The organism is Streptomyces sp. NPDC028308 (assembly GCF_055565855.1).
Genome location: NZ_JBVHTO010000008.1, coordinates 169,556 through 192,894, shown reverse-complemented (window position 1 = coordinate 192,894; position 23,339 = coordinate 169,556). Strand labels below are relative to the sequence as shown.

21 protein-coding genes are annotated in these 23,339 nt (G+C 69.4%); 13 read left to right on the top strand and 8 right to left on the bottom strand.

Going from position 1 to position 23,339, the window contains the following annotated elements; all coding sequences use genetic code 11:
- Positions 1 to 187 precede the first annotated feature (187 nt).
- The 3 genes from ACZ4VA_RS19800 (at position 188) to ACZ4VA_RS19790 (ending at position 3,978) form a co-directional block, all read left to right on the top strand.
- A complete protein-coding gene (locus ACZ4VA_RS19800) occupies positions 188 to 679 on the top strand; it encodes a hypothetical protein (protein ID WP_468082264.1) in 492 nt (163 codons plus the stop codon).
- Between the two features lie 492 nt (positions 680 to 1,171).
- Positions 1,172 to 2,599 carry a rifampin monooxygenase gene (gene rox / locus ACZ4VA_RS19795; protein WP_468082263.1) on the top strand — a complete coding sequence of 476 codons (1,428 nt, stop codon included), beginning with the start codon at positions 1,172 to 1,174 and terminating at the stop codon, positions 2,597 to 2,599.
- Positions 2,600 to 3,183: 584 nt separating this feature from the next.
- Complete coding sequence (locus ACZ4VA_RS19790) at positions 3,184 to 3,978, top strand: helix-turn-helix transcriptional regulator (protein WP_355780625.1); 795 nt, start codon at positions 3,184 to 3,186, stop codon at positions 3,976 to 3,978.
- 181 nt (positions 3,979 to 4,159) lie between these two features.
- Here the strand turns inward: ACZ4VA_RS19790 and ACZ4VA_RS19785 are convergent, their stop codons facing one another.
- Complete coding sequence (locus ACZ4VA_RS19785) at positions 4,160 to 5,533, bottom strand: vanadium-dependent haloperoxidase (protein WP_468082262.1); 1,374 nt, start codon at positions 5,531 to 5,533, stop codon at positions 4,160 to 4,162.
- Positions 5,534 to 6,181: 648 nt separating this feature from the next.
- Between ACZ4VA_RS19785 and ACZ4VA_RS19780 the strand changes: the two genes are divergently transcribed.
- From ACZ4VA_RS19780 to ACZ4VA_RS19755, 6 genes are all read left to right on the top strand, one after another.
- Positions 6,182 to 6,877: a type 1 glutamine amidotransferase domain-containing protein gene (locus tag ACZ4VA_RS19780; protein WP_355780631.1), complete on the top strand. Its 696-nt coding sequence runs from the start codon at positions 6,182 to 6,184 to the stop codon at positions 6,875 to 6,877.
- 255 nt (positions 6,878 to 7,132) lie between these two features.
- The gene (locus ACZ4VA_RS19775) at positions 7,133 to 7,846 is read left to right on the top strand and encodes an SDR family NAD(P)-dependent oxidoreductase (RefSeq protein ID WP_356170468.1); all 714 of its coding nucleotides are present in this window, start codon (positions 7,133 to 7,135) and stop codon (positions 7,844 to 7,846) included.
- A gap of 288 nt (positions 7,847 to 8,134) precedes the next feature.
- Entirely contained in the window at positions 8,135 to 8,737 is a 603-nt protein-coding gene (locus tag ACZ4VA_RS19770) for a DUF998 domain-containing protein (protein ID WP_355780635.1), read from the top strand.
- A gap of 314 nt (positions 8,738 to 9,051) precedes the next feature.
- Complete coding sequence (locus tag ACZ4VA_RS19765; RefSeq protein WP_355780637.1) at positions 9,052 to 9,795, top strand: SOS response-associated peptidase; 744 nt, start codon at positions 9,052 to 9,054, stop codon at positions 9,793 to 9,795.
- A gap of 253 nt (positions 9,796 to 10,048) precedes the next feature.
- A complete protein-coding gene (gene fxsT / locus ACZ4VA_RS19760; RefSeq protein WP_468082261.1) occupies positions 10,049 to 12,070 on the top strand; it encodes an FxSxx-COOH system tetratricopeptide repeat protein in 2,022 nt (673 codons plus the stop codon).
- A gap of 171 nt (positions 12,071 to 12,241) precedes the next feature.
- Positions 12,242 to 13,075: an MBL fold metallo-hydrolase gene (locus ACZ4VA_RS19755; RefSeq protein WP_468082260.1), complete on the top strand. Its 834-nt coding sequence runs from the start codon at positions 12,242 to 12,244 to the stop codon at positions 13,073 to 13,075.
- 358 nt (positions 13,076 to 13,433) lie between these two features.
- On the opposite strand, the gene ACZ4VA_RS19750 is transcribed toward ACZ4VA_RS19755, so the two are convergent.
- Together ACZ4VA_RS19750 and ACZ4VA_RS19745 are read right to left on the bottom strand one after the other, a co-directional pair.
- Positions 13,434 to 14,303: a universal stress protein gene (locus tag ACZ4VA_RS19750; protein ID WP_356170478.1), complete on the bottom strand. Its 870-nt coding sequence runs from the start codon at positions 14,301 to 14,303 to the stop codon at positions 13,434 to 13,436.
- Positions 14,304 to 14,459: 156 nt separating this feature from the next.
- Positions 14,460 to 15,050, bottom strand: a complete 591-nt coding sequence (locus tag ACZ4VA_RS19745; RefSeq protein ID WP_389391449.1) for a TetR/AcrR family transcriptional regulator — start codon at positions 15,048 to 15,050, stop codon at positions 14,460 to 14,462.
- Between the two features lie 111 nt (positions 15,051 to 15,161).
- Between ACZ4VA_RS19745 and ACZ4VA_RS19740 the strand changes: the two genes are divergently transcribed.
- A complete protein-coding gene (locus ACZ4VA_RS19740; RefSeq protein ID WP_468082259.1) occupies positions 15,162 to 16,172 on the top strand; it encodes an NADP-dependent oxidoreductase in 1,011 nt (336 codons plus the stop codon).
- A 337-nt stretch (positions 16,173 to 16,509) separates the two neighbouring features.
- Here the strand turns inward: ACZ4VA_RS19740 and ACZ4VA_RS19735 are convergent, their stop codons facing one another.
- The 3 genes from ACZ4VA_RS19735 to ACZ4VA_RS19725 all read right to left on the bottom strand — a co-directional run bounded on the left by ACZ4VA_RS19735 (position 16,510) and on the right by ACZ4VA_RS19725 (position 18,464).
- Positions 16,510 to 16,944 carry a VOC family protein gene (locus ACZ4VA_RS19735; RefSeq protein ID WP_468082258.1) on the bottom strand — a complete coding sequence of 145 codons (435 nt, stop codon included), beginning with the start codon at positions 16,942 to 16,944 and terminating at the stop codon, positions 16,510 to 16,512.
- A 143-nt stretch (positions 16,945 to 17,087) separates the two neighbouring features.
- Positions 17,088 to 17,441, bottom strand: coding sequence for a VOC family protein (locus ACZ4VA_RS19730; RefSeq protein ID WP_468082257.1), 354 nt, complete (start codon positions 17,439 to 17,441; stop codon positions 17,088 to 17,090).
- Positions 17,442 to 17,573: 132 nt separating this feature from the next.
- Positions 17,574 to 18,464 (bottom strand): helix-turn-helix transcriptional regulator, encoded by an 891-nt coding sequence (locus ACZ4VA_RS19725; RefSeq protein WP_468082256.1) that lies wholly within the window; start codon positions 18,462 to 18,464, stop codon positions 17,574 to 17,576.
- 254 nt (positions 18,465 to 18,718) lie between these two features.
- Here ACZ4VA_RS19725 and ACZ4VA_RS19720 point away from each other — a divergent pair, with 254 nt between their 5' ends.
- The 3 genes from ACZ4VA_RS19720 (at position 18,719) to ACZ4VA_RS19710 (ending at position 21,025) form a co-directional block, all read left to right on the top strand.
- Entirely contained in the window at positions 18,719 to 19,735 is a 1,017-nt protein-coding gene (locus ACZ4VA_RS19720) for a zinc-dependent alcohol dehydrogenase family protein (RefSeq protein WP_468082255.1), read from the top strand.
- A 74-nt stretch (positions 19,736 to 19,809) separates the two neighbouring features.
- A complete protein-coding gene (locus ACZ4VA_RS19715) occupies positions 19,810 to 20,475 on the top strand; it encodes an SDR family NAD(P)-dependent oxidoreductase (RefSeq protein ID WP_468082254.1) in 666 nt (221 codons plus the stop codon).
- 136 nt (positions 20,476 to 20,611) lie between these two features.
- Positions 20,612 to 21,025 carry a (R)-mandelonitrile lyase gene (locus ACZ4VA_RS19710; protein WP_356240947.1) on the top strand — a complete coding sequence of 138 codons (414 nt, stop codon included), beginning with the start codon at positions 20,612 to 20,614 and terminating at the stop codon, positions 21,023 to 21,025.
- Positions 21,026 to 21,282: 257 nt separating this feature from the next.
- On the opposite strand, the gene ACZ4VA_RS19705 is transcribed toward ACZ4VA_RS19710, so the two are convergent.
- Both ACZ4VA_RS19705 and ACZ4VA_RS19700 read right to left on the bottom strand, forming a co-directional pair.
- Complete coding sequence (locus ACZ4VA_RS19705; RefSeq protein WP_356170505.1) at positions 21,283 to 21,735, bottom strand: phospholipase; 453 nt, start codon at positions 21,733 to 21,735, stop codon at positions 21,283 to 21,285.
- Positions 21,736 to 21,960: 225 nt separating this feature from the next.
- Positions 21,961 to 23,295, bottom strand: coding sequence for an aminotransferase-like domain-containing protein (locus ACZ4VA_RS19700; protein WP_468082253.1), 1,335 nt, complete (start codon positions 23,293 to 23,295; stop codon positions 21,961 to 21,963).
- Between the last annotated feature and the right edge of the window lie 44 nt (positions 23,296 to 23,339).

Here is a 23,339-nt window from a genome sequence, read left to right as displayed (position 1 = left end):
AGGTGGTGAGCCACGACCTCGCGGCAACTGGAACATGGCGGTGCTGGGGTCATGTTCCCGCTACTGCGTCCGTCCCCCCTCAACACCTACCTCCTCGGTGTCTCCTGCCAAGGGGAGCCCGCGCATGCAGATTTGAGCCCCTGATACCGGCGTGCGGATCGGGTGGGGAGCTGAGACAGTCGTCGGCGTGACGCTGACAGACCTGCTCGTCGAATTCGCCGGCACCGGAGAGATCGGCCCGCTGCACTGCGGGATGCCCTTGGCCGAAGCCGAAAAGCTCCTCGGCCCGGGGCGCCCGCACCCCGCGATCAGACTGAAGGGCCCGGACATCGGCGGCTATCCGTACGCCTGGGGCAGTCTGGATCTTTCTGTCACGCGGCGGCACGTCAGCGGGATCGGACTACGGCTGTGGCCTGGATCGACGGTCGAGCTTCCGCCACTCATCCGGCCGGGTGCCGGACCGTGCTCGGCGACCGTGCTGCGGGAGGACCTGATCGCAGCCCTGGACGCTGCGGGTTGCCGGCATGAGATCAACAGCGCCCTCACCTTCGGCCGGCAGTGGAGCCTGCTCACCCAACCAGCTGACGCCTGTGCGGTGTTCATACTGCCCGGGCGGGACAACGACGTGCCGCACCGGGACCGGTTCTACCTCGATGTGCTCCACGTGCGCACTGCGTGACGTGACGGCGATGCCGCCCTTCCGTGCGTTCGCCGTCGCAGCGGCACTCCCGGCGGACGTCCCACAGGCGTCGGAGGAACTGCGAGTCCATTTCGTCGTAGCGTCCGCGGGCCCGTCGGGACTTTGCGGCGTCCTCGGCAGCGCTGTACGCGGCATGTCGGCGCCCGGCGGGCTCGTGCATTCACATCTGGTGACGGGAGGCCGGGGACGGGGCAATCGCACCTCGCCACTCTCAACGTATAGCGGGATGGGGGCCTTGCGGCAAGGGCCGGGGAATGCGCGAGAATACCCGACCAGGGCGAATATCTGACGGGATCAGGTATTCGCGAAGCGTGTCTTAAATACCCGAATATGTCTCTCGCGGCACACTGAATCGCCAAGTAGTAGCCGCGAAGCGAACAGGGACGTGCGCGGGACGGAGTTACGGGTGGCCGCATCGCCGGGCAGTGCGGCGGGGCCGACGCATGTGCCGCTCGTCGAACAGGGGGTTTCATGATTGACGTGATCGTCGTCGGAGGCGGACCGACCGGTCTGATGCTCGCCGGCGAGCTGCGGTTGCACGGTGTGCGGACCGTCGTGCTGGAGAGAGAGACCGAGCCGACCAAGGTCGTGCGCGCGCTCGGACTGCACGCGCGCAGCATCGAGATCATGGACCAGCGCGGCCTGCTGGAGCGGTTTCTCGCGAACGGCAGGCAGTCCCCGGTCAGTGGCTTCTTCGCCGGCATCGGCAAGCCGTCGCCTGATGGGCTCGACACCTCGCATCCGTATGTCCTCGGCATTCCGCAGCCGGTCACTGAGCGACTCCTGCACGAATACGCCGCCGAGCTGGGGGCCGAGATCCGCCGCGGCTGCGAACTGGTCGGGCTGGCCCAGGACGACGAGGGGGTGAGCGTCGAGCTGGCCGGCGGCACGCGGCTGCGCTCGTCCTACCTCGTCGGCTGCGACGGCGGCCGCAGCACGGTACGCAGGCTGCTCGGCGTCGGCTTCCCCGGTGAGTCGAGCAGCGTCGACACGTTGCTCGGCGAGATGGAGCTGACGGAGTCGCAGGAGACGCTGACGGCCGTGATGACCGAAGTCCGCAAGACCCAGCTGCGGTTCGGTGCCATGCCTCTCGGTGACGGGCTGTTCCGCGTCGTCGTGCCGGCCGCGGAGGTGGCCGAGGACCGCACGGTCCCGCCCACCCTGGAAGAGTTCAGGCGGCAGTTGCGGGCGACCGCCGGGACCGACTTCGGCGTGCACTCACCGCGCTGGCTTTCCCGCTTCGGCAACGCCACTCGACAGGCCGAGCGCTACCGGATCGATCGGGTGCTGCTGGCCGGGGACGCGGCACACATCCACCCGCCGACAGGCGGCCAGGGCCTCAACCTCGGTATTCAGGACGCGTTCAACCTCGGCTGGAAGCTGGGCGCGGGGGTCAACGGCTGGTCCTCCGAGGGGCTGTTGGACAGCTACGCAGCCGAACGGCATCCGGTTGCGGCCGACGTCCTGGTCACCACACGCGCCCAGATGGAACTGATGTCCACCGAGCCGGGTCCGCGAGCGGTGCGCCGGCTGGTGGCGGAGCTGATGGACTTCGAGAACGTGAACCGGTACCTGATCGAGAAGATCATCGCGATCGGCGTCCGCTATGACTTCGGAGAGGGGCATCCACTGCTGGGCCGACGGATGAGGGACATGGCACTGAAGCGCGGGCGCCTCTACGAACTCATGCACAGTGGCCGTGGATTGCTGCTGGACCAGACCGGTCGGCTGTCGGCGTCGGGTTGGGCGGACCGGATCGACCACGTCGTGGACGTCGGTCCGGAACTGGACGTACCTGCCGTGCTGTTGAGGCCTGACGGCCACGTGGCGTGGGTCGGTCAAGACCAGCGGGACCTTGAAGGGCACTTGCCCAGGTGGTTCGGCGCTGCCGCCGCGTGACCGCGCGATGGCGGCTCGACGAGCTGGTAGGGCGTCCGCGCAGCTCGGAGCGTAGGTGCTCACGGGCGTGGCAGTCAGCGGCGGTTCGCTCAAAAACTCCCCGGGCAGCGGCCCTTGGCGCCTCCGGCTTCGTGTCGCAGTCGCGCGGGGAGACGCGTCGCCTGCTCGGCACGGGCGCCCGCGTCCTGCCTCGTGCAGCAGGTACGCGAGCGAACCTCGACGCCTGGTCGCCGTGCTCTACCCCGTGCAGCACGGTGACACAGTGCGTCGTGCCCCGTGCCGTTCTGTGGCCGCCGCGACCCGCGCGACGATGCAGAGGCCCAGCGTGGCAGTCCGTGCCCCGTCGAGTACCGCGCCATCGCTAGGCGGTGCGGCGCCAACGCGGCGCGTCGAAGCAGCCCACCTCGGACTGTCGTCCCGCACGCATCCGCTGTTCCCCTTGACCGGCAGACCTCAGCCGCCGGTCCACCGGTGACCGATCATGGCGCGAAACGGGCAGTTGGGCCATGGGGAGAACTACGTATGGACAGCGCCGGAGTTACCGTGGATCCGCGAGTCAACTGCGGTTGTCGAGGGAAGCTGTCATGCGGGATCGGCACGTGCGGATGCTGGATCTGGCGGTCGAGGTGATGAACACCGAAGACCCGGAACTCGTCTGGCCGTTGCTCACCGAGGAACTGCTCGCCGCGTTCGACGCGGAGCTGGTCGTCGTCAAGGAGGAACCCTGGACCCGTGAGCTGGGCAGAGTCGGGCTCTGGCCGCCCCAAGCGCGCCCGGAGGACCTCCGTCATGACGAGTCGGTCCAGCGTCACATCCGGGAGGGCTACCCCTTCGCCGACCGCTACACAGGAGACCAGGACCGGACGCCGCTGAGCGCCGCCCGGATCGCGGGTGCACGGGTCTGGCGGCACAGCGCCACGGCCGACGCACTCCGTCAGGCGCTCGGGACGCGGCACATGCTCGGCATCCCCTTCCCCGGGACGGGCCCGCACGTCAGCGGGTTCGTGGTGCATCGCTCGGGCAAGGACTTCTCCTCGTACGACCTGCGATACGCCGCACGCGTGCAGCCGTTGCTCAAGGCGGCGGCGACCCATCGCTCCCTCCTGACGGCTCTGCGAGCGGATGCCGTCGGTGACCGCGGGCAGCACGCCAACCATTCCCTCGCGGTGCCGTTGACTCCGCGTGAACTGAACGTTCTGCACCTCCTCGCCACCGGGATGTCGGCGGACGCCATGGCGCGCCGCCTGGGAATCTCCTCGCGCACCGTGCACAAGCACCTGGAGGCGCTTTACCGAAAACTGGGCGCCGCGGACCGGCTCAGCGCGGTGCTGCACGCACAGAACGCCGGGCTGCTCCCGAACAACGCGGGTCCTGCGTGACTAGGCCGGCCTCAGACCGGCACGCGACCACGGTGAGCACTGTCGATCCGGTGCACGTGCGGGGTCTGCCTTCACCCGGCCCCATCGGTGCGGGTGACGCGCCCTGCCCACGGACGGGCGGGCGCCCCACCTCGCTCTCGCGTGGTCGGGCGCTCGCCATGCTGGGGGTGGTCGTGGGCGACTACGGTCTCGTGTCCCGCATCTTGTGGGTGAAGACCCAGGTGGCGATGTTCTCGCCCAGGGTCAGACCGTCATCGGCGTCCCACGGGTAGTGGACGCCGAGCCAGACCCTGCTGTCCGCGGCCTCGCGTGCAGCCTGGCTGAAGCTCGTGAACGTGCGGTGCCTGACGGGCGACTTGGGGTCGTCGGTGGAGGCGGTGAAGGTGACGTCGTCGCTCCTGAAGTACTGCCGCATGATCCCCGCCCATGCGGCAGCGAACGCGGAGTGACCCGACGCCCAGGCCGGGAAGCACGGCGTCGTACCCGACAGCGGCTTCCAGGCGGTGTCCCCGAGCCCTTCGCGGATCGCCGAGACCGGACGCCAGAGGTCGATGGGTGTCTGGTACTTGACGTCCCATTCGGCGATACCGGCATCCGCCATGGCGACCGACACCAGCGCGAACAGACGAGCGTTCTGATAAGGCGTCAGGCTGCGTGAACGGGACACCTGAGCGGTGATGTCGAGCAGTTGCCCCGGGGGCTTGTAGGTGCTGTTCGCGTCGTTGGCCCAGAACCAGGCAGCCGCGGTCTGGTCGGTCGTACGTGTCGTGGACCCGGCGGCTCCCAGGCTGCGGACCTGCTGCACCTGGTCGGCGTAGGCGGGACTGCTGATCAGGTCCTGGTAAGAGGCGTACTGTCCAGGCGTCGACGGCCGGAACTGGGATCCGGACGTGAGAGCCCACGGTTTCACCTTGCCCCATTCCGGGATGGCGGCCTGGCTTCCCTTGTTGCAGCCGGAGTCCGGGAGGTCCGGGTAACTGGTGGGCCTCCAGGCGCCAACCTTGCCGTCCGGGGTGTAGACGGCCTGGCTGTCCGAGCCGTCGGCGGTCCGGAACTTCCACATGTTGTTCGCCACCGTGCTGACCACCGTGGCGTCCAGGAGGTCGAAGTCCGTGGGGTTCGTGCCGAACCGCTCCTTGAACTTGTTGTCCAGGTAGGTCGTCTGGTCGGGGAACAGTTTGAGCAGGATGTTGTAGGCCGTGCGCCCCACCACCCGCTCCTCCTCGCCGGGTCCCTCGGACCAGGCCGCGTAGTTGACCGCCTGGAGGTAGGGGTCCGAGGTCATGGTGTGCCAGCGCAGTTGGTAGGAGCTCTCGGCATCGTAGATCGCCGCGTTCAGCTCGGCGGCGGCACGCGAGATCGGGCCCGGGGCGCCGCCGGCGGTCTTGATCGCGCCCAGTAACGCCTCGTTCCAGTACAGGACGGGGTCGCCGACGTAGTTCGGGGCTGCGGCCGCGGGCTGGGGAGTGAGAGCGAGCGCGCTCACGGCCGTGGCGAGAACGGTCGCGAGACTCACCGCTGTCGCGGGCAGACGGCTGCGTCTTGCTCTTCTCATACGGAACATGCTGGGGAGTTCCTCTCTGCCGATGCCTCGACCGCTCAGGGGTGCGGTACGGAGGTGCGATGTGCGGAGGTGCTCTGCCTTGCGCACCGCAACGTATGCGCGGCCCATGTATGGGCACATCCGGTGGGTGATTGACACCACCGTCATCCCCAGGGTCTACAGGCGGCACGGGTAAACCCTGGCGGTATGGGCTCGCGTGGATGCGAAGGGCGCGGGGAACGCGCAGGAAGCCGAGGCTCCGCCTAGCCACTCACCTGCGGCCGCGAAGTCCCCGTCCGCGTCAGGTAATTCGACCCACGCCGGAGGACGCGACGCCTTCGACGGGCGCCTTCGGGGGTGCGCGGTGGACGCTGCGGGAACTGCTAGTGCGCGCTGGACTTCCCGGGAAGGTGAGCAGTGTCGGCGGTCAGGTCACGCCGACGTCGGTTGCGGCGGCGTACTCACCGCCCACCATCACCCACCCCCTTCGGCCTCGACCGGGTCACCGCCGCTTCTCTGAGTGAGCGGCCGTGCGACATCCGTACCGGTGTGGGGAGTAGCTGAACGGGACGACGTGTGATGACGTCGACGCCGCCCACATGCGTCCGAACGGGGGTGTCCTTAGTGTGGAGAGAGTCTAATTTTTGGGAGGCGATCCTCATGGCGAAGGTGCTCTTCGTGGTGAGCGGAGCCACGTACTGGGTGCTCAAGGATGGCACCAGGTATGCGACCGGTTACTGGGCGGAAGAATTCGCCGCACCGTACAAGGCGATTACGGAAGCCGGACATGAAGTCGTGGTCGCGACACCGAACGGGGTGACTCCGAATGTCGACATGATGAGCCTCCGGCCTTCGATGGCGGGAGGTGAACAGGGCGCCCTTGACCTGGAGGAGATCATTCGGTCCGCAGAGGTGATGCGTCGGCCCCTCAAGCTTTCGGACGTCCGGGTCGAGGACTACGACGCCCTGTATTTCCCCGGCGGACACGGACCGATGGCCGACCTCGCTCTGGATGCCGACGCGGGCAGGATCCTGACGGCGCAGCTCGCCTCGGACAGGCCGCTCGCGATCGTCTGCCACGCGCCGGCCGCCCTTCTCTCCACCCGTATCCATGGTGTTTCTCCGTTCAAGGGTTACCGGGTCACGGGTTTCACCAACGAGGAGGAGGAAGGGGTGGGTCTTGCCTCCAGGGCGCCGTGGCTGCTGGAGGACGAGCTCAAGGAAAAGGTGGGCGTCGACTACAGCCGTGGGCCGATATGGGAGCCCTACATGGTGGAAGACCGCAACCTCATCACCGGGCAGAACCCGCATTCGGCGGCCGTCCTCGCGGATCGGCTGCTGAAAACGCTTTCGTAGGCGCTGTCCACTTTCGCGGCTCTTGAATCGTGCAGGGGTGACGTCGATTCGGACGCAGATCGCCTGCCGATCAACATGCGTAGGACACCGGGCGAAGCGGTTGTTGTCGCTCTCGGCCTCGCAAGGGGGCGATGTCCCGGTAGTTCTCGTCGAGACGGGTGCATGGCCCGTTCGACCGTGTCGGCGTGGAAGCACGGCACTCGACCGGCTCGCGCGTACTCCCCATCGCTGAAAAAACGAAGCGGGCGACCCCGTATGGACAGTGAGCGGAAAGTAGCCATCGTCACCGGAGCCTCACGAGGTATCGGCGCGGCGCTTGTCGGGGCCTACCGCGGCCTCGGTTACGCCGTCACCGCGGCGGCACGTTCCCTTGAGTCGTCCACTGACCCCGAGGTGCTGTCGGTGCCCGGCGACCTGGCACAGCCGGGTATGGGTGCACGGGTGGTCGACGCGGCCATGGAACGCTTCGGCCGGGTCGACACGCTGGTCAACAACGCCGGTCTCTTCGTCGCCAAACCGTTCACCGAGTACACCGACGAGGACTACGAGTCGGTGATGAGGATCAACGTGCGCGGCGCGTTCGAGGCGACGCGCAGTGCGATCGCGGCCATGCTGGCGGGCGGCCGCGGCGGGCACGTCGTGAGCGTCTCCACCAGCCTCGTCGACAGCGCCGACGCCCGCGTGACGGGTGGACTGGCCTCCCTGAGCAAAGGGGCCTTGAACGGCCTCACGAAGTCGTTGGCGATCGAGTACGCCACCCGCGGTGTTCGCGTCAACGCCGTCGCTCTAGGAGTCATCCGCTCGTCGATGCACCCCACCGATCCTGGCGGCACCATGGCGGCGCTCCACCCGGTCAACCGGATGGGCGAGGTCGAGGACGTGGTGCGAGCGATCCTCTATCTGGAGCAGGCCCCGTTCGTCACGGGCGAGATCTCCCACGTCGACGGCGGTCAGAGCGCAGGCCACTGACGGTGCGTCGGAGTCCCGGCGACAAGGGTCGGAGTCTGCTGGCGCACGGGTGAGGACCTTGTCCCGGTCGCTGCGGCGAAGGTGGTGTGGGCAGTCGTGTCGGCCTGTCGACACGTCGAGGCCCGGACGTCAGGAACAGGCGGGCGGACGCCAGGCACAGGTCTCCGTGACTACGAGCCTCGCCGTCCCGCCCGCCGTTGACGCGGACGCGAAGTAGGGGCCGAGACACACCGACCTGACGTGACAGCGCGCCAGAGACCAGGCAAGTGCGGCTTATAGGTTAGTTACGTGACGAATGTTCCGAAATGGCTTGTCCTTTCGTCGGGTTCCGGACCCCTCCTGTTCACCGCAGGCTGGGTGGTCGCGGCTCACATGGAGGGTTCGGCCTACGACCCCGTCAGGCAGACGATCAGTGTCCTGGCCGCTTACGGGGCGGCAGGCTCCTGGGTGATGACCTGCGGTCTGCTGGCGCTGGGTGTGTGCCACATGCTCACCGCATGGGGGCTACGTCCCGCCGCCGTCGCAGGCCGAGTCGCCCTCGCCGGGGGCGGAGTCGCCGCACTGCTGGTGGCGGTGATCCCGGCGCCGGACAGCGGAGGTTCGCTGCGGCACGGAACCGTCGCAGGAGTCGGCTTCGCGTTACTCGCGGTCTGGCCGGTCCTGGCGGCCGACGGTCGCGGCAGTGCGCCGTGGGCGCTGAGACGGGTGCCGTCCTTCACGGTGACCGCTGTCATGCTCGTGGGTGCGGCGTGGTTCGTGGTCGAGACACAGCGCCATGGCGCCGCGGGTGTGGCCGAGCGCTTCGTGACAGCCCTTCAGTCCTGCTGGCCCTTCGTCGTGGTTGCCTCGTGCCTGCTCGAATCGAGGAATGCGAGGACACCGTCGGCCTGACACAGGCGGCTCACCGCTGCCCGGCTGTTCAGCCGGGGAGTCCACTGTCTGACCGGCGTGGTGCCCCAGAAGGTGCCGAAGAGCCAGTCCACGGCCCGAGAGCCAGGCCCAGGTTCGAGGGCGGTCGGTCGTACACGGGCTCGGCGTCGGCCGGGACCTCCCGCTAAAACTCTCGACGGGTCGAGGTCCCGCCGCTCCCGCGAGCGCCACTGTCCGCTCCGTGCCTAGGTCACCCCGCGGCCCCCGGGGGACACGGCGCTGCGTCGGCTGCCGGACCGTTCACCTATCGGCGGCGTCGGTGGCAGAGTGGCCACATGTGCGGTCGATACGTCTCCACCCGTAGTCCGAAGGACCTTGTCCAGCTCTTCCACGTCACAGACTGGCCCCCCGAGGAAACTCTGGCGCCCAGCTGGAACGTGGCGCCGACCGACGAAGTGTGGGCGATCCTGGAGCGCACCCCGCGCGGACACGAGGACGCCGCACCGGAGAGCAGACAACTACGGCCGCTGCGGTGGGGCTTGGTGCCGTCGTGGGCCAAGGACATCAAGGTCGGCGCCCGCATGATCAATGCCCGGGTGGAGACCGTCCACGAGAAGCCCGCCTACCGCCGCGCCTTCCTCAAACGCCGCTGCCTGCTGCCCGCCGACGGCTTCTACGAGTGGGAGCAGATCAAGGACGAGGGGACGGGCAAGGCCCGCAAGCAGCCGTACTTCATCCACCCCGAGGACGACCAGGTCATGGCGCTCGCCGGACTCTACGAGTACTGGCGCAACCCGGAGGTCGACCAGGACGACGACCCGGCCGCCTGGCTGGTGACCTGCACGATCATCACCACCGAGGCCACCGACACGGCCGGACGCGTACATCCGCGCATGCCGCTGGCGCTCACCCCGGACCACTACGACCAGTGGCTCGACCCACGTCACCAGAACCCCGACCAACTGCGCGCGCTGCTGACCCAGCCCGCGGAAGGCCACCTCGACGCTCGCCCGGTCACCACGGGCGTGAACAACGTCCGCAACAACGGCCCGCAACTTCTCGAGGAGATCGCACCGTAGTCCGGCTCGGGGGAAGCGGTTGTGTCCGATTTCCGTCCGGGCCCAGCGACCTGATCTCGGTTGAGGGGGGGGCGGCACCGGAACCGGGCACGAAGGGCTCGAGTACGGTCTTCCGCTCCGTACCTCACCGGCCCAGTGGTGGGCCGTCGCGTCCTCCGGCCCCGGGGCAATCATCGTTCGGCGAGAAGGCTGCTCGGTTACCATCGCGTTGGCCGTGGTCGTCGCGGCCGCCGTCCCGACCGGAGGGGGACCCATGGGCCGGAGACTGGTCGGCACGGTGACCGGTCTGCTCGTGTTGTTCCTCGGCAGCCTCGCCTTCAACGCCGCCTCCGGACAGAGCCATTGGCCCGGCCCGCTCGACTTCGTACGCGTCCATCCCTGGGTGGTGCTCCTGCTGCTCGTCCCGCTCGCGGGCATCGAGCTGTGGCTGCAGCCGCGCGGTGGCCGTACACCGCGCCCGACCCCGCCAGGGACGTACCGGCTGCCACCCCGCAACACCCATTTCACCGGCCGCGACGCCACGTTGAGGGAGTTGCGGCAGCGCCTCACGGCCTCGGACGGCGTCGCGATCCAGGCCGTACACGGGCTGGGCGGTGTCGGAAAGACGCAGCTCGCCGTCGAGTACGCGTACCGCTACCGGTCGAAGTACCAGTTCGTGGCCTTCATCGACGCGGAGGACCCCGACCTGGTGGCGTCCCAATTCACCTCTCTGGCACGGGAGCTGGGGCTGGTGGAGGTGAGCGCGGGCCAGGTCGTCCCCGGTGTGTACGGCAAACTGGGAGACCGCAGACCCTGGCTGATCATCCTGGACAACGGCGAGAAGCCGGGCACCCTCGTGCACGCACTGCCCTCGGGAGACCTCGCGCGACACGGACATGTCGTCGTCACGACCAGGATGAGCGGCTGGTCGGGCACGGCCGGTGTGGTGGACCTGGAAGTGTTCAGCAGGCAGGAATCGGTGGAACTCCTGGTGCGACGGGTGCCCGGCACATCCGCGGAGACCGCCGCCGGCATCGCGGAACAACTGGGCGACCTGCCGCTGGCCTTGGAACAGGCCGCCGGTTACATGGACTACAACCAGACGTCGCCGGAGGAGTACTTGGCGCTGCTCACCTCGCGACTGGACGACATGATCGCGCGGGGTGAGCTGGCGGACCGGCCGGCCGTGGTCGTATCGACGCTGTGGCAACTCAGCGTGCGCAGGCTGGAGCGCGAGCAGCCACAGGCGGTGCGGCTGCTGGAGCTGTGCGCCCTGCTGGCGCCGGAGCCGATCCCTCTGGACCTGTTCACCGGCGGCTCGGAACCGCTCATCACCGCGGCAGCCGACCCGTTGACGTGGGACACGACGGTCGGTGCACTAGCCGGCCTGGGTCTCGCACGGCGCGAGGAATCCGCCCTCGTACTGCACCGTCTGGTCCAGGCGGCGATCCGGGCCTCGATGACGGACGAGGCGCTCGCCGCCGCCCGAGTCCGGCTGTGCCGTGCCCTGTTGGCCGCTGTGCCGCACGACATCCACGGCGACCCGGACGCCCGTCCACGCTGGCACCGGCTGCTCGCACATGTGCTGACCGTGACCAAGGGCGAACCACCCGCCGAATGCGCCGCGGAGACGGCGATGCTGCTGCGGCTCGCCTCGGAGTTCCTCCTGCAGATCGGTGACCGCCACCTGGCGCGGCCCCTGTGCGAACGCGCTCTCGCGCTCGACGAGGCGCTGGGCGGACGCGACGCTGAGGTCGCCTTCGACCTGATCGCCCTGGCACAGATCCACCGGGATCTCGGAGCGCCCGGGACGGCCCGGCCGCTGGCGGAGCGCGCGCTGAGCCTGCACGAGGCGAGCCTGCCGGCACAGAGTCCCGCCATCGCGACCGATCTCGCGACGCTCGCGCGGACGCTGTGCATGCTGGGCGAGCACGCGACGGCGTTGCCTCTGGCCGAGCGGGCGCTGCGTATCGACGAGGCGGCGTACGGTCCGGAGTCCCCCTACGTGAGCTTCGACCTGGTCGCCCTGGCCACCGTCCACTTCGACCTCGGCGACCCCGCCACAGCCGTACCGCTGATCTCGCGGGCACTGCGCATACGCGAGGCCGTCTACGATCCCGGGCACCTGTACATCGGGTACGCGCTGCTGTTCAAGGCTCGGGCACTCCACGCGTTGGACGACTCCTCCGCGGTCGAGTTCGCTCGTCGCGGCGCGCAGAACCTGCGCACCCAACTGGGCAGGACGCACCCCAAGACAGTGGAGGCGTTCGCGTTGGTGGACCAACTCGAACGGTGACCGGACGGGGCGCAGCGACAACAGCCGCCCTACACGGCCGCCCGCTCGACCGTGGTCACTGACCATCCGGGTGCATGAAGCGCCGTACGTGCGCTGTGAACAGCAGCGAGGGCGCGCGGCAGGCACTACGGTCTCTACGTAGCGGACGCAAACCTTGAGCGGAGGGCCCCCGTGCTGAAGCAGGTCGCGGAAGGTGTGCTGGTCCACGAGAGCGAGTTCGTGCGGAGCAACGCCGTTGTCGTCCAGGGCCGTGGCGGCGTGCTGCTCATCGACGCCGGGGTGACGGGCCAGGAGATGACCTGCCTCGCGAACGACCTGTCCGACGCGGGCCGGACCGTCGTGGCGGGGTTCTCGACGCACCCCCACTGGGACCACTTGCTCTGGCACTCCCTCCTCGGCCCGGCGCCTCGATACGGCACAGCTCGCTGCGCCGCCACCGTCCGCCAGCGGCTGTCCGGCGAGGATGCGACGGCTCGCGTGAAGGCGTTGATGCCGCCGGACATCGTCGATCAGGTACCGCTGGACCTCCTCGGCCGCATCGGGGGACTGCCCGCCGGGAGTGCGCAGGTTCCCTGGGACGGCCCGCTCGTCCGGGTCATCGACCATGACGCGCATGCCTCGGGCCACGCGGCACTGTTGATCGAGGAATACGGTGTCCTCGTCGCCGGAGACATGTTGTCCGACGTCCTCATTCCGATGCTCGACCTGACTGACACCGTGGACCCCGTCGAGACCTACCTCGCCGCCCTGAGCGTTCTCGACGACGCGGCGAAGGGCGTCGAAGCCGTGATCCCCGGCCACGGGTCCGTCGGCCGAGGCCACGAGGTACGTGCCCGCATCGACCGGGACCGCGCGTACGTACAGGCCGTGCGTGACGCTCGCGTCCCCAGCGACCCACGGATCGGCCCCACGGCGACGTACGGCAGGGACTGGCTCCCCGGTGTCCACGAGCGCCAAGCACAGCACCTCGCGGGCAGAGGCCGAGGGCTTGGGACGCCCGACTAGGACTTGTCCCTTCAGGGCGGTGGCGTAGGACACGCGTTGTCGACAGCACACATACCGGCACGCCGTGACCATCGAACGGCCATGTCTCTGACCGGCGTTGAGCTGCCGCTCTCAGGACGCCTCGCAGGAACGCAGAGCCACGCCACCGCGCGGGTCGGTCTGCAAGGGTCAGGACACGGGCGCAGTCGGAGATCGCCTCAACGCGGCTGATACCTGCTCGACGGAGAGAGAGGGCGGTCGGTCGCAGACAACGCCGACGGCATGGAGAGTCCGTAGGCCCTTACGGGGTCGGGTGTCCACGTCCGCGCTCCGACTTCCCGCCAGACACATCAGGAGCCGGAGCACGGAGACGGGGTGCTCAGGCGTGGGGCACGACGGCCACGGGGCACGGCGCGTGGTGGAGGGCGGCGTGTGCGACGGAGCCGATGTGCGTGCCGATGGGGGAGTGCCGTACGCGGCGTCCGACGACGACGAGCCGCGCTTCCGCTGCGGCGGCCAGCAGCACCTGCCCGCCGCTGCCCATCTCGACATGCTCGATGACCGGAACGTCGGGGAACCGGTCACGCCACGGCGCGAGAGCCGTCCGCAAGGCCTTCTCCTCGTACTGCACCAGCCCGCCCGCCTCATCGGCCAGCCGCAACGACCCGGGGCTGTACGCGTAGACGGGAGGCAGGCTCCACGCCCGCACCGCACGTACGGCGGCGCCTCGGACCGCCGCTTCCCGGAAGGCGAAGCCGAGAACCTCGGCGCCGTCCTCCCCGGAACCCTGCTGGCCCACGACGATGTCACCCGCGTGGCGCACTTCCGCGCCCTGGGGCGCGCGGACGGAGACGACAGGACGGGGAGCCGCGGCGATCACCTGCTGTCCGTAGGAGCCCAGCAGGAAGCCGACCAGCGCGCCATGTCCCCGGGAGCCGAGCACCAGCATCTCGGCGCGCTCCGCCTCGGCCAGCAGGGCCGGCACCACGGTGTCCGACACGACCTCGGAGGCCACCGACAGCTGCGGATGCCGGGTGGCGACCCGGGTCTCGGCCTCACGCAGCATGCCGCGGACGGACTTCGCCTGCGTCTCCGGGTCCTGTACGACGGGCACGTCGAGGGGCTGCCAGAGCCAGGCGTGTACCAGGCGCAGCGGTGTTCCGCGAAGGGCGGCCTCCTCGGCGGCCCAGTCCACTGCCGCCAGACTCTCGGCGGAACCGTCCACTCCTACGGTGATCGCGGGGGTCATCGCGTGCCTTCCTCATAGGTCTGATGGGGGCATGGCGGTGCGGGCCGTTGTCCCCACCACCCAGCATCGGTCCGTGGGCCGCGCCGGGGGAGGGCCGACCGGCCCTCGACGCACGGCCGTTCGGCCGCAAGCGGGGGTCGGTGCGGAGCGGTCCGGCTACGGGGCTGGGGCCGACGTCTCGCTCGTCGGCGCGCCTGCCCCCTGGTTCGTCAGAATCGCGCCCGCGACCACGTCGACGAGGCGGTCGGCGCGTGGCGCGAGAGAGGGCTGGTCGCCAAGCCAGGCCAGCATGGCCACCAGCGCGAACAAGTCGGCGCCGTCGATGTCGCGCCGCGCCACGCCAGCCTCCTGAGCGCGGCTGAGGAGCCGCGCACCGGCTGCGCGCAGGGTGACGCACGAAGCGTGGAGTGCGGACTCGGTGTCCTCGATGGCAGCCGCCATCAGCACGGTCACGCCCCGGTACTCGGTCGTCCAGGCGATGCAGTCGCGCAGCCAGGAGAGGAGAGCATGCTCGGGGGAGCTTGACGTCTCGAACTCGGTCGCTTTGGCGGTGAGTTCCTCGAAACTCGTATGGAGCAGGGCTTCGAGGAGGGCCTCGCGCGTGGGGAAGTGCCGCAGGAGCGTCGCGAGTCCGACGTCGGCCTTGCGGGCGATGTCGCGCAGCGAGACGTCGACCCCCTGCTCGGTGAGCGCGGCACCCGCGACTGCGAGCAGGTGGTCCCGGTTCTTCCTGGCGTCGGCCCGCATATGTCCCTCTTGACTATCCGGATCAGTGGTCCGTATATTCGGATCACTGGTCCACTTATATGGATCGCTGATCCGAATAAGCGTATCCCGCGATGCGAGCAGGAGAAAACGATGCCGACACACACGATGCGAGCGGTCCGGCTCCATGAGCACGGCGGACCCGAGGTTCTGCGGTACGAGGATGCGCCAGTCCCCGAGCCGGGGCCGGGCGAGGTGCTTGTCCGTGTTCACGTGGCGGGCGTCAATCCTCCGGACTGGTACCTCCGCGGTGGACTGACCACGATGCCCGGGGAGGCGGAATCGACGGTCAGTCTGCCCGCGATTCCAGGGACGGACGTATCGGGCGTGGTCGAGTCCGTCGGGGCTGACGTGGAGGACTTCTCCGTGGGGGACGAGGTCTTCGGCCTGCTGCGCTTTCCCAGCTTCGACGGCAGCGGCTACGCGCAGTACGTGGCCGCGCCGGCGTCGGACCTCGCGCACAAGCCGGCGAGCCTCGACCACGTGCACGCCGCCGGGGCGCCCATGTCCGGGCTCACCGCGTGGCAGTTCCTCATCGACCTCGGACACGATCACCCTTCCCCCTTCCAGGGCACCCTGCATCGTCCGACGGCGCTCGACGCGGACACGACGGTGCTCGTCAACGGCGCGGCGGGCGGCGTCGGCCACCTCGCCGTACAGCTGGCGAAGTGGAAGGGGGCTCGCGTCATCGCCGTTGCGTCAGGCGCGCATGAGGAGTTCCTGCGCGAACTCGGTATCGACCAGTTCATCGACTACACCAAGAGTCGCCCTGAGGAAGTCGTGCGTGACGTCGACCTCGTTCTCGATGCTGTCGGTGGCCCCGAGAGCGCGCGCTTCCTGCGCACGCTCAAGCGCGGCGGAGCCCAATTCCCCGTGCTGCCAGGAGAGTTCGATGAGGAGGAGATCGCGAAACTGGGCGTCACGGTCTCGAGCGCCCAGGTCCGCTCGAACGGGGCGCAGCTCGCCCAACTGGGCCGACTGCTGGCGGCGGGCACGGTCCGTGTCGCCATCGACAGCACGTTCCCACTGGCAGACGCCCGCGCGGCCCACGAGCGCGCCGCCCGAGGACACATCCGGGGCAAGATCGTACTCACGGTCGCTTAGGGACGACCGGCTTCTCGTCCGTCTCCGATGCCAGCCCGACGGCCTCTTCTCGGAGGTTCCTCCCGTGAGCCCTGTTGTACGTCACCGCCGTGGCAGTGCCTCTGCGTACGCGGCACAGCATCGGTGTGCGCGGGGCGGTATTTCGCTGAGCTGTCGCCGGAGCGCCCCAAGCGCGCGGTGTCGATCCCGCTGTCGCTGCTTGCACGTCCCGATGAGCAGGACCCCTGACAGGAAGTTGGTGGGTCGGACCACGGAACCCCGTGTGCGGCTGCCTTCGGCAGAGCAGGGGCAGCGTCCTGGCCTCGTGCGAACAGCGCAGAGAGACTGCCGTGACGCCTCAGTCGAGGCAGAACTCGTTGCCCTCGATGTCCTGCATCAGGATGCACGACTCGTTCTCGTCGTCGGCCGCCATCAAGTGCACGCGTACCGCGCCGAGTGCGACCAGGCGTGTGCACTCGGCCTCCAGTACGGCGAGGCGTTCTTCGCCTACGAGCCCGGTCCCCACGCGCACGTCCAAGTGCACCCGGTTCTTGACGACCTTGCCCTCGGGAACCCGCTGGAAGTACAGCCGGGGGCCGACGCCCGTGGGATCACTGCATGCGAACCATGCCCCCCGGCGCTCGGCCGGTAGCGCGCGGTTGTAATCGTCCCAGGTGGCAAATCCATCCGGCGGCGGCGGTGCGACGTACCCCAACACCTCGCACCAGAAACGAGCGACCCGCTCAGGGTCCGCGCAGTCGAAGGTGACCTGGAACTGCTTGATCGACGACATCGGTCCACCATAGTGCCGTGTGCACTTCACCGTGGCCTCAGGTGGCAATGCCGCGCTGCCTGCCGCAGGGCCCCATGCGGGATGGGTTGCCTGACGCGCCGAGTTGCGGGGGGATGTTCGATCACTGAATCATCCAGGCAGGGTCAGGCAGGCTGCCACAGTTCGATTCTGTTGCCCTCTGGATCCGTGACCCAGCCGAAGCGTCCGACGCCGTCCATGTCCTGTGTCTCTTCCGCCACGTCGGCGCCCTTGGAGCGCAGTTGCGAGAGCATCGCGTCCAGGTCGCGGACCCGGAAGTTCAACATGGTCTGCTGAGTGTGGGAGTTGAAGTAGTCGGTCCCTGACTCGAAGGCCGCGAACACCGTGGGTCCGGCTTCCTGGTGCCACTGCCCGTTCTCGTCGATGTCCAGACCCAGGCAGTCGCGGTACCAGGAGGTCAGGGCAGCCGGGTTCGCGGCGCGCATGAAGTGTCCGCCGATGCCAAGCACTCGTTCCATGCGGCCATCCTGCCATCCTGCCGGCACGTCGACCGGCTGCCCCGCACGGCGACCGGGACGGCCGGCGACCTCCAGCACATCGTGGCGCCGTAGCCCTCTGAGAGGGCATGCGACCGGGGCATGCCGCTGCTTTCAGCCTGTCGCGTGCTCCTGTGCGGGTGTTCCGCCCTCCTGGGGGGCGGCCCAGGAGGCGAGCAGGCGCAGGCCCTGCTCCGTGGGTGAGCCGGGTTCGGCGGTGTAGATGGTCAGTGTCAGGCCGGGCTCGGCGGCCATCTCCAACCCCTCGTAAGCGAGGGTGAGTTCGCCGACGGCCTGGTGATGGAAACGCTTGGTGCCGGTGCCGTGGAGGCGGACGTCGTGGGCTCCCCAGCGGGTGCGGAACTCGTCGCTGCGGGTGGACAGCTCGCCGATGAGGTCGTGCAGGTCCTTGTCATGAGGGTTGCGGCCGGCTTCCGTACGCAGGATGGCGACGACGACGTCGGCCGCCTGGTCCCAGTCGGGATAGAAGCGGTGGGAGGCGGGGTCGAGGAAGTTGAAGCGGGCGAGGTTCGCCTGGTTCGACGGCGTGGCGTAGACGTCGTCGTAGAAGGCGCGGGCGAGCTGGTTGGCGGCGAGTACGTCCATGCGGCCGTTGCGGACGAAGGCGGGCCCGGCGGTGAGCGCGTCGAGGGTCCACTGCAGGCTGCGGCGCGGCTGCCACTGCCGGGGGCTGCGGCGGCGGGGCCGGGTCAGGGCGTCGGAGCCGTCGGCGGCTTGGGCCAGATGGAGGAGGTGGGCGCGTTCGGCGTCGTCGAGCTTCAGGGCCCGGGCGACCGCTTCGAGGACGGCGGGGGAGACGCCCGCGAGACTGCCGCGCTCCAGCTTGGCGTAGTACTCCACGCTCATGTCGGCGAGCGCGGCGACCTCGCTCCTGCGCAGGCCAGGGACACGGCGGCGGCTGCCGGAGGGCAGTCCCGCCTGCTCGGGGGTGATCTTGGCTCGCCGCGAGGTGAGGAACTCGCGGACCTCTGCTCGGTTGTCCACGACATCGACGGTACGTCCTGCGCGCGGCCGGAGGGATGTACTGCCGGTACACCCCTTGCTGATGACTGGCTACCGGCCCCGGCAGCGGGTTACCTGGGTGACGTGGTGCTTTCCGCCAGGTCGTGCCGGTGGACCGGGCGGGCGGCCCGCACCCGGCCTCAGGCGGCCCCACCACCGGTGCCGGGTCCGCACCCGTACGAGGTGCCTGCCGGCTCATCCCGGCGCCCACCCCTCCACAAGCGAAGGAATCCCTCATGCGCGGAGCAGTGATCCACGCCCCCGGCGACGTTCGATTCGAGACCCTGGACGACCCGAAGATCCTCCAGCCGACCGACGCGATCATCCGCACGGCCGTCACCTGTGTATGCGGCTCCGATCTGTGGCCCTACCGCGGCCTGGAGCCGATCGGTGACGCGCACCCGATGGGTCACGAGTACGTCGGCTTCGTCGAGGAGGTCGGAGCCGAGGTCACCGCCGTCGAGCCGGGCCAGTTCGTCGTCGGTTCGTTCGCCACCTCCGACAACAGCTGCGCGAACTGCCGCAACGGCTTCCAGTCGAACTGCCTGCACCGGGAGTTCATGAGTACGTGCCAGGCGGACTACGTGCGCATCCCGAACGCCCAGGGCACCCTGGTCGCCACCGACGAGGTGCCGGGGGAGGAGTTCTGGCCCGGCCTGCTGGCCGTCTCCGACGTCCTGGGCACCGGCTGGTGGGCCGCTGACGCCGCCGAGGTGAAGCCCGGCTCCACCGCGGTCGTGGTCGGCGACGGCGCGGTCGGACTGTGCGCGGTGATCGCAGCCAAGGAGATGGGCGCGGAACGCATCATCGCCATGAGCCGCCACGAGTCCCGGCAGAAGCTCGCCCTGGAGTTCGGTGCCACCGACATCGTCAGCGAGCGCGGGGACGACGGCATCGCCCGTATCAAGGAGCTGACGGGCGGCATCGGCGCCGACAGCGTGCTGGAGTGCGTCGGCACCGCGCAGGCCATGCAGCAGGCCCTGCACACGGCGCGCCCCGGCGGCACCGTCGGCTTCGTAGGGGTCCCCCACGAGGTGGCCGTGGACGGACAGGAGCTGTTCTTCTCCCATGTCGGTCTGCGCGGCGGCCCCGCCCCCGTACGCCGCTACCTGCCCGACCTGATCGAGCGCGTCCTGAGCGGCCGCATCGCCCCAGGCAAGGTCTTCGACCTCACCCTGCCCCTCGACCAGGTCGCCGAGGGCTACCGGGCGATGGACGAGCGCCGCGCCATCAAGGCCCTTCTCAAGCCCTGACCTGCCCGCACACCTCGCAGGGGCCGGCCGCCGGCCTGCCCAGAACCGGTTCCACACGTTCAGGAGTACTCGTCGTGACCACCTACGCCCTTGTCGGCGCCGGTCCCGGACTGGGACTGTCCTGTGCCCGCCGCTTCGGCGCCGCCGGACACGGCGTCGCGCTGATGTCCCGCAGCACCGAGCGCCTCGACGGCCTCGTCGCCGCACTGGCCGGCGAAGGGATCAACGCCCGCGGCTACACCGCCGACGTCCTCGACCCCGCCTCACTCACCGCGGCCCTCGAGGCGGCGGCCGAGGACCTCGGGCCCGTGGAGATCCTCCAGTACAGCCCGGTGCCACGCGCCGACCTCATGAAGCCCGTCCTCGCCACCCGGGCGACTGATCTGGACGACCCGCTCGCCTTCTCGGTCAAGGGGCCCGTCACCTGCGTGAACGCCGTTCTCCCCGGCATGAGGGCACTCGGCAGGGGCACGCTGCTCTTCGTGAACGGAGGCAGCGCGGTGCGCCCGCACCCCGACCGTGCCGGCACCTCCATCGCGTTCGCCGGCGAGAGCGCCTATGCGGCGATGCTGCACGACGCGCTCGCCGCGGAGCACATCCACACCGCGCAGCTGATCATCCCCGGCGCGATCCGTCCCGAGGCCGAGCACTCCAGTCCGCAGGCCCTGGCCGAACGGCTGTACGCCCTGCACACTGAGCGCGACGGATTCCGGCACTACGCCGAACCGCTGCCCACCTGATCACTGCCGACGCGTGCGCCCTTGCCCAGGCCCCGGCGCCGCCTTCTTCGTCGGTGTCACGCTGCCCGTCGATGGCGGTGACGCCGCCCAGTAGAACCACGCAACACACGAACGAAGACACAGCGAAAGGTTCATCGTGGAGTTCATCAAGCCCCAGTCCACCAGCAAGGCCCCGGCCGACTGGTTCACCGGGGACGTCTGGTGGGACGTCATCGTGGCCGGGCAGGAACCGTCGAGGATGCGTGCGAATCTCGTCCGCTTCTCACCCGGCGCCCGCACCAACTGGCACGCCCACGCCGTGGGTCAGACGCTGCACGTGGTCTCGGGCATCGCCCTCATCGGCGTACGCGACGGAACCGTCTTCGAGGCGCACCCCGGCGAGACCGTCAGCTGCCCGCCCGACGAGGAGCACTGGCACGGTGCCGCTCCCGACCGTTTCATGGAGCACATCGCGATGTGGGAGGGCACAGGCGACGGCACTCAGGAAACCCGGTGGGCGGAGCCCGTGACGGACGAGCAGTACGACGGCCCCCGCACCCGCAACCAGTGAATTTTCCTCTGCAGCAACGGACTTGATGGCCAACCCCGTCTCTGGCCTGATCGACGAGCGAGGTCGGTCGGCATCCGCGCGGAGAGTGGGCACCCTGGTGGCACGACTTCGGTGCAGGGGCGCGGGCGGGGCGCGCCGTGCCCGGCCCGGGCGGGTGACAGGCCGGCGCTGTGCCGGCGGCACGACGTATCGGCGGGCGCTCCGCGAACGCTCGCCGATACACCGGCGGGTCCCATCTGCCTTAAGTACCGGGCCTGTCAGCCCAGGAGCTTCACGGCCTGGTAGTACGTCCAGGCGGTGCTGTCGCAGGTTGTCTTCGTGGCGCCGGTGTAGCGGGCGCACACTCGCTTGAGGTCCTCGTAGAGTGCGCTGTCGAGCCGCGGCTTGTTGGCGGCGAAGGTGCCGGCGGCCTTGTAGTTGCGGTAGCCGAAGTCGTGCCGTGCGCAGGAGGTGCTGAAGGGGAAGCCGAGGGGGTTGTCCGGCGAGCTGGAACAGTAGTCGGTGGACCAGTCGAACCCGTAGGCGCTCCACGTGGACTGGTTGGCTCGGGCCGCGGTCCAGGCGCTGTAGCTCGACGCGCTGGTCTGCGTCCAGCTCGACAGCACTTGCGGCTTGTCGGCGGGCGCGGCTTCCGCGGTCGCGGCGCCGGCGATGACGGTGGTGACGGCCAGCGCCGAGGCGGCGAGTCCGGTGGCGAGTCTGCGGTGCATTCCCACACCTCCACGAGGCTGCGGTCCGCGTGTCGGACCGCAGGTTCATGTCAAGATGATGTGCATCCCGGGCACCTCTTCACACCTCTCGCGCCCCAAAGGTTCGTGAACTCCATCCGGATTCAAGGAGTTGCCGAGCGGAGGTGGACGGACGCCTTCGTCGGAAAGGGGTAAGTCTGCTCAACTCGCCCTGTAGCAATGGGGGTTGTTGCTGCCGGATGGGTGTCACGGAGGTATCGCCTCGATCACCTCGCGGAGGCTCCGCAACACGGACCCGAGCTCGTGCCGCGGTGGTGTGGCGAGCGCCAGCCGGAGTGCTGCCGGGCGGACGGGACCGGTCGCGAAAGCATCGGCGGTGGACACGAGGATGCCCTCGTCGGCGAGCAACGCCGCGACGCTGTCCGGGCGTTGATGCGGTTCCAGGCCCAGCCAGACCATGTACGAGACCGGATGCGCCGTCAGTCGCATGCCTGCGAGCGCGGTGCGGGCGATTTTCTGGCGGACGGCAGCGTCGTGTCGTCGCTCCTCCTCCCAGCGCGCGACCGTGCCGTCGGCCAGCCAGCGGGTGGCGAGCGCGGTGATGAGACCTGGGGCGCCCCAAGCGGCCAGGCGCAGGCTTCTGGTGACCGGGTCCACGTAGCGGCCGGGCAGTACCGCGAAGCCGAACCGCAGACCGGCGGCGACGTTCTTGGACAGTCCGGCGACGTAGCAGGTGCGTTCGGGGGCGAGGGCCTGCAAGGGAGGAGGCGGTGCCGTCTCGAGAAAGGCGTAGGTCCCGTCCTCCACGATCAGGCAGTCATGGGCGCGGGCGATGGTGACGAGGCGGTCGCGGCATTCGGGGTCGAGGACCCAGCCGAGGGGATTGTGCAGCGTGGGCATCGCGTAGATCGCGCGGACGGGGCGTGTACGGCACAGCCGGTCGAGCGCGGCGAGGTCAGGGCCATCCTCCGTGACGGGGACCGGAGCCAAGTCAAGCCGGTTGGCAGCGGCCAGCAGCTTGATGCCGGGGTAGCTGAGGGCGTCGACGGCCAGTACGTCACCGGGCCTGGTCAGGGAACGCAGCACGCAGTCGAGCGCCTGCTGGGCGCCGCTCGTGAGCAGTGCGTCCGCAGGCGCCGCGTCGATGCCGCGGTCGAGCAGATAGGTGGCCACCACCGCCCGTTCGCCCAAGCGGCCGCCAGGCGGGTCCTGCCTCAGCAGAGCCTCCACCTCGCCCGAGACGGACAGCTCGCGCAATGCCTTGCGCAGGGTGTGGGCCTGGTCCTCATCCAGGGGCTGGTTGAAGGACAGGTCCGCGACCCGCGGCACCGGCAGCACACGCGACGCTTCGAGGCCGTCGTAGTGCGACTGCGTGCGTACGAACGTCCCACGTCCCGGCTCGCCCACCACCAGGCCCAAGGCGGCGAGTTCGGCGTACACGCGCGTGGCCGTGGCCAGGGCGACCCGTCGCTCGCGGGCGAGAGCCCGGTGTGTCGGAAGCCGGGTGCCCGCCGGAAGTCCGCCGGACCTGATCGACGCGGCGAACTCGTCGACGATCGCCTTGTAGGACGGTGGCCGCATCTGGCTCCCGCATCCGCCTGTATCCAGGACAATGTGTGGAGCGT

Excerpts from the sequence above, each read along its gene's own strand:
- rox (WP_468082263.1), top strand. The coding sequence starts at position 1,172 with ATGATTGACGTGATCGTCGTCGGAGGCGGACCGACCGGTCTGATGCTC.
- ACZ4VA_RS19790 (WP_355780625.1), top strand. The coding sequence starts at position 3,184 with ATGCGGGATCGGCACGTGCGGATGCTGGATCTGGCGGTCGAGGTGATG.
- ACZ4VA_RS19785 (WP_468082262.1), bottom strand. The coding sequence starts at position 5,533 with ATGAGAAGAGCAAGACGCAGCCGTCTGCCCGCGACAGCGGTGAGTCTC.
- ACZ4VA_RS19780 (WP_355780631.1), top strand. The coding sequence starts at position 6,182 with ATGGCGAAGGTGCTCTTCGTGGTGAGCGGAGCCACGTACTGGGTGCTC.
- ACZ4VA_RS19775 (WP_356170468.1), top strand. The coding sequence starts at position 7,133 with ATGGACAGTGAGCGGAAAGTAGCCATCGTCACCGGAGCCTCACGAGGT.
- ACZ4VA_RS19765 (WP_355780637.1), top strand. The coding sequence starts at position 9,052 with ATGTGCGGTCGATACGTCTCCACCCGTAGTCCGAAGGACCTTGTCCAG.
- fxsT (WP_468082261.1), top strand. The coding sequence starts at position 10,049 with ATGGGCCGGAGACTGGTCGGCACGGTGACCGGTCTGCTCGTGTTGTTC.
- ACZ4VA_RS19750 (WP_356170478.1), bottom strand. The coding sequence starts at position 14,303 with ATGACCCCCGCGATCACCGTAGGAGTGGACGGTTCCGCCGAGAGTCTG.
- ACZ4VA_RS19745 (WP_389391449.1), bottom strand. The coding sequence starts at position 15,050 with ATGCGGGCCGACGCCAGGAAGAACCGGGACCACCTGCTCGCAGTCGCG.
- ACZ4VA_RS19740 (WP_468082259.1), top strand. The coding sequence starts at position 15,162 with ATGCCGACACACACGATGCGAGCGGTCCGGCTCCATGAGCACGGCGGA.
- ACZ4VA_RS19735 (WP_468082258.1), bottom strand. The coding sequence starts at position 16,944 with ATGTCGTCGATCAAGCAGTTCCAGGTCACCTTCGACTGCGCGGACCCT.
- ACZ4VA_RS19730 (WP_468082257.1), bottom strand. The coding sequence starts at position 17,441 with ATGGAACGAGTGCTTGGCATCGGCGGACACTTCATGCGCGCCGCGAAC.
- ACZ4VA_RS19720 (WP_468082255.1), top strand. The coding sequence starts at position 18,719 with ATGCGCGGAGCAGTGATCCACGCCCCCGGCGACGTTCGATTCGAGACC.
- ACZ4VA_RS19705 (WP_356170505.1), bottom strand. The coding sequence starts at position 21,735 with ATGCACCGCAGACTCGCCACCGGACTCGCCGCCTCGGCGCTGGCCGTC.
- ACZ4VA_RS19700 (WP_468082253.1), bottom strand. The coding sequence starts at position 23,295 with ATGCGGCCACCGTCCTACAAGGCGATCGTCGACGAGTTCGCCGCGTCG.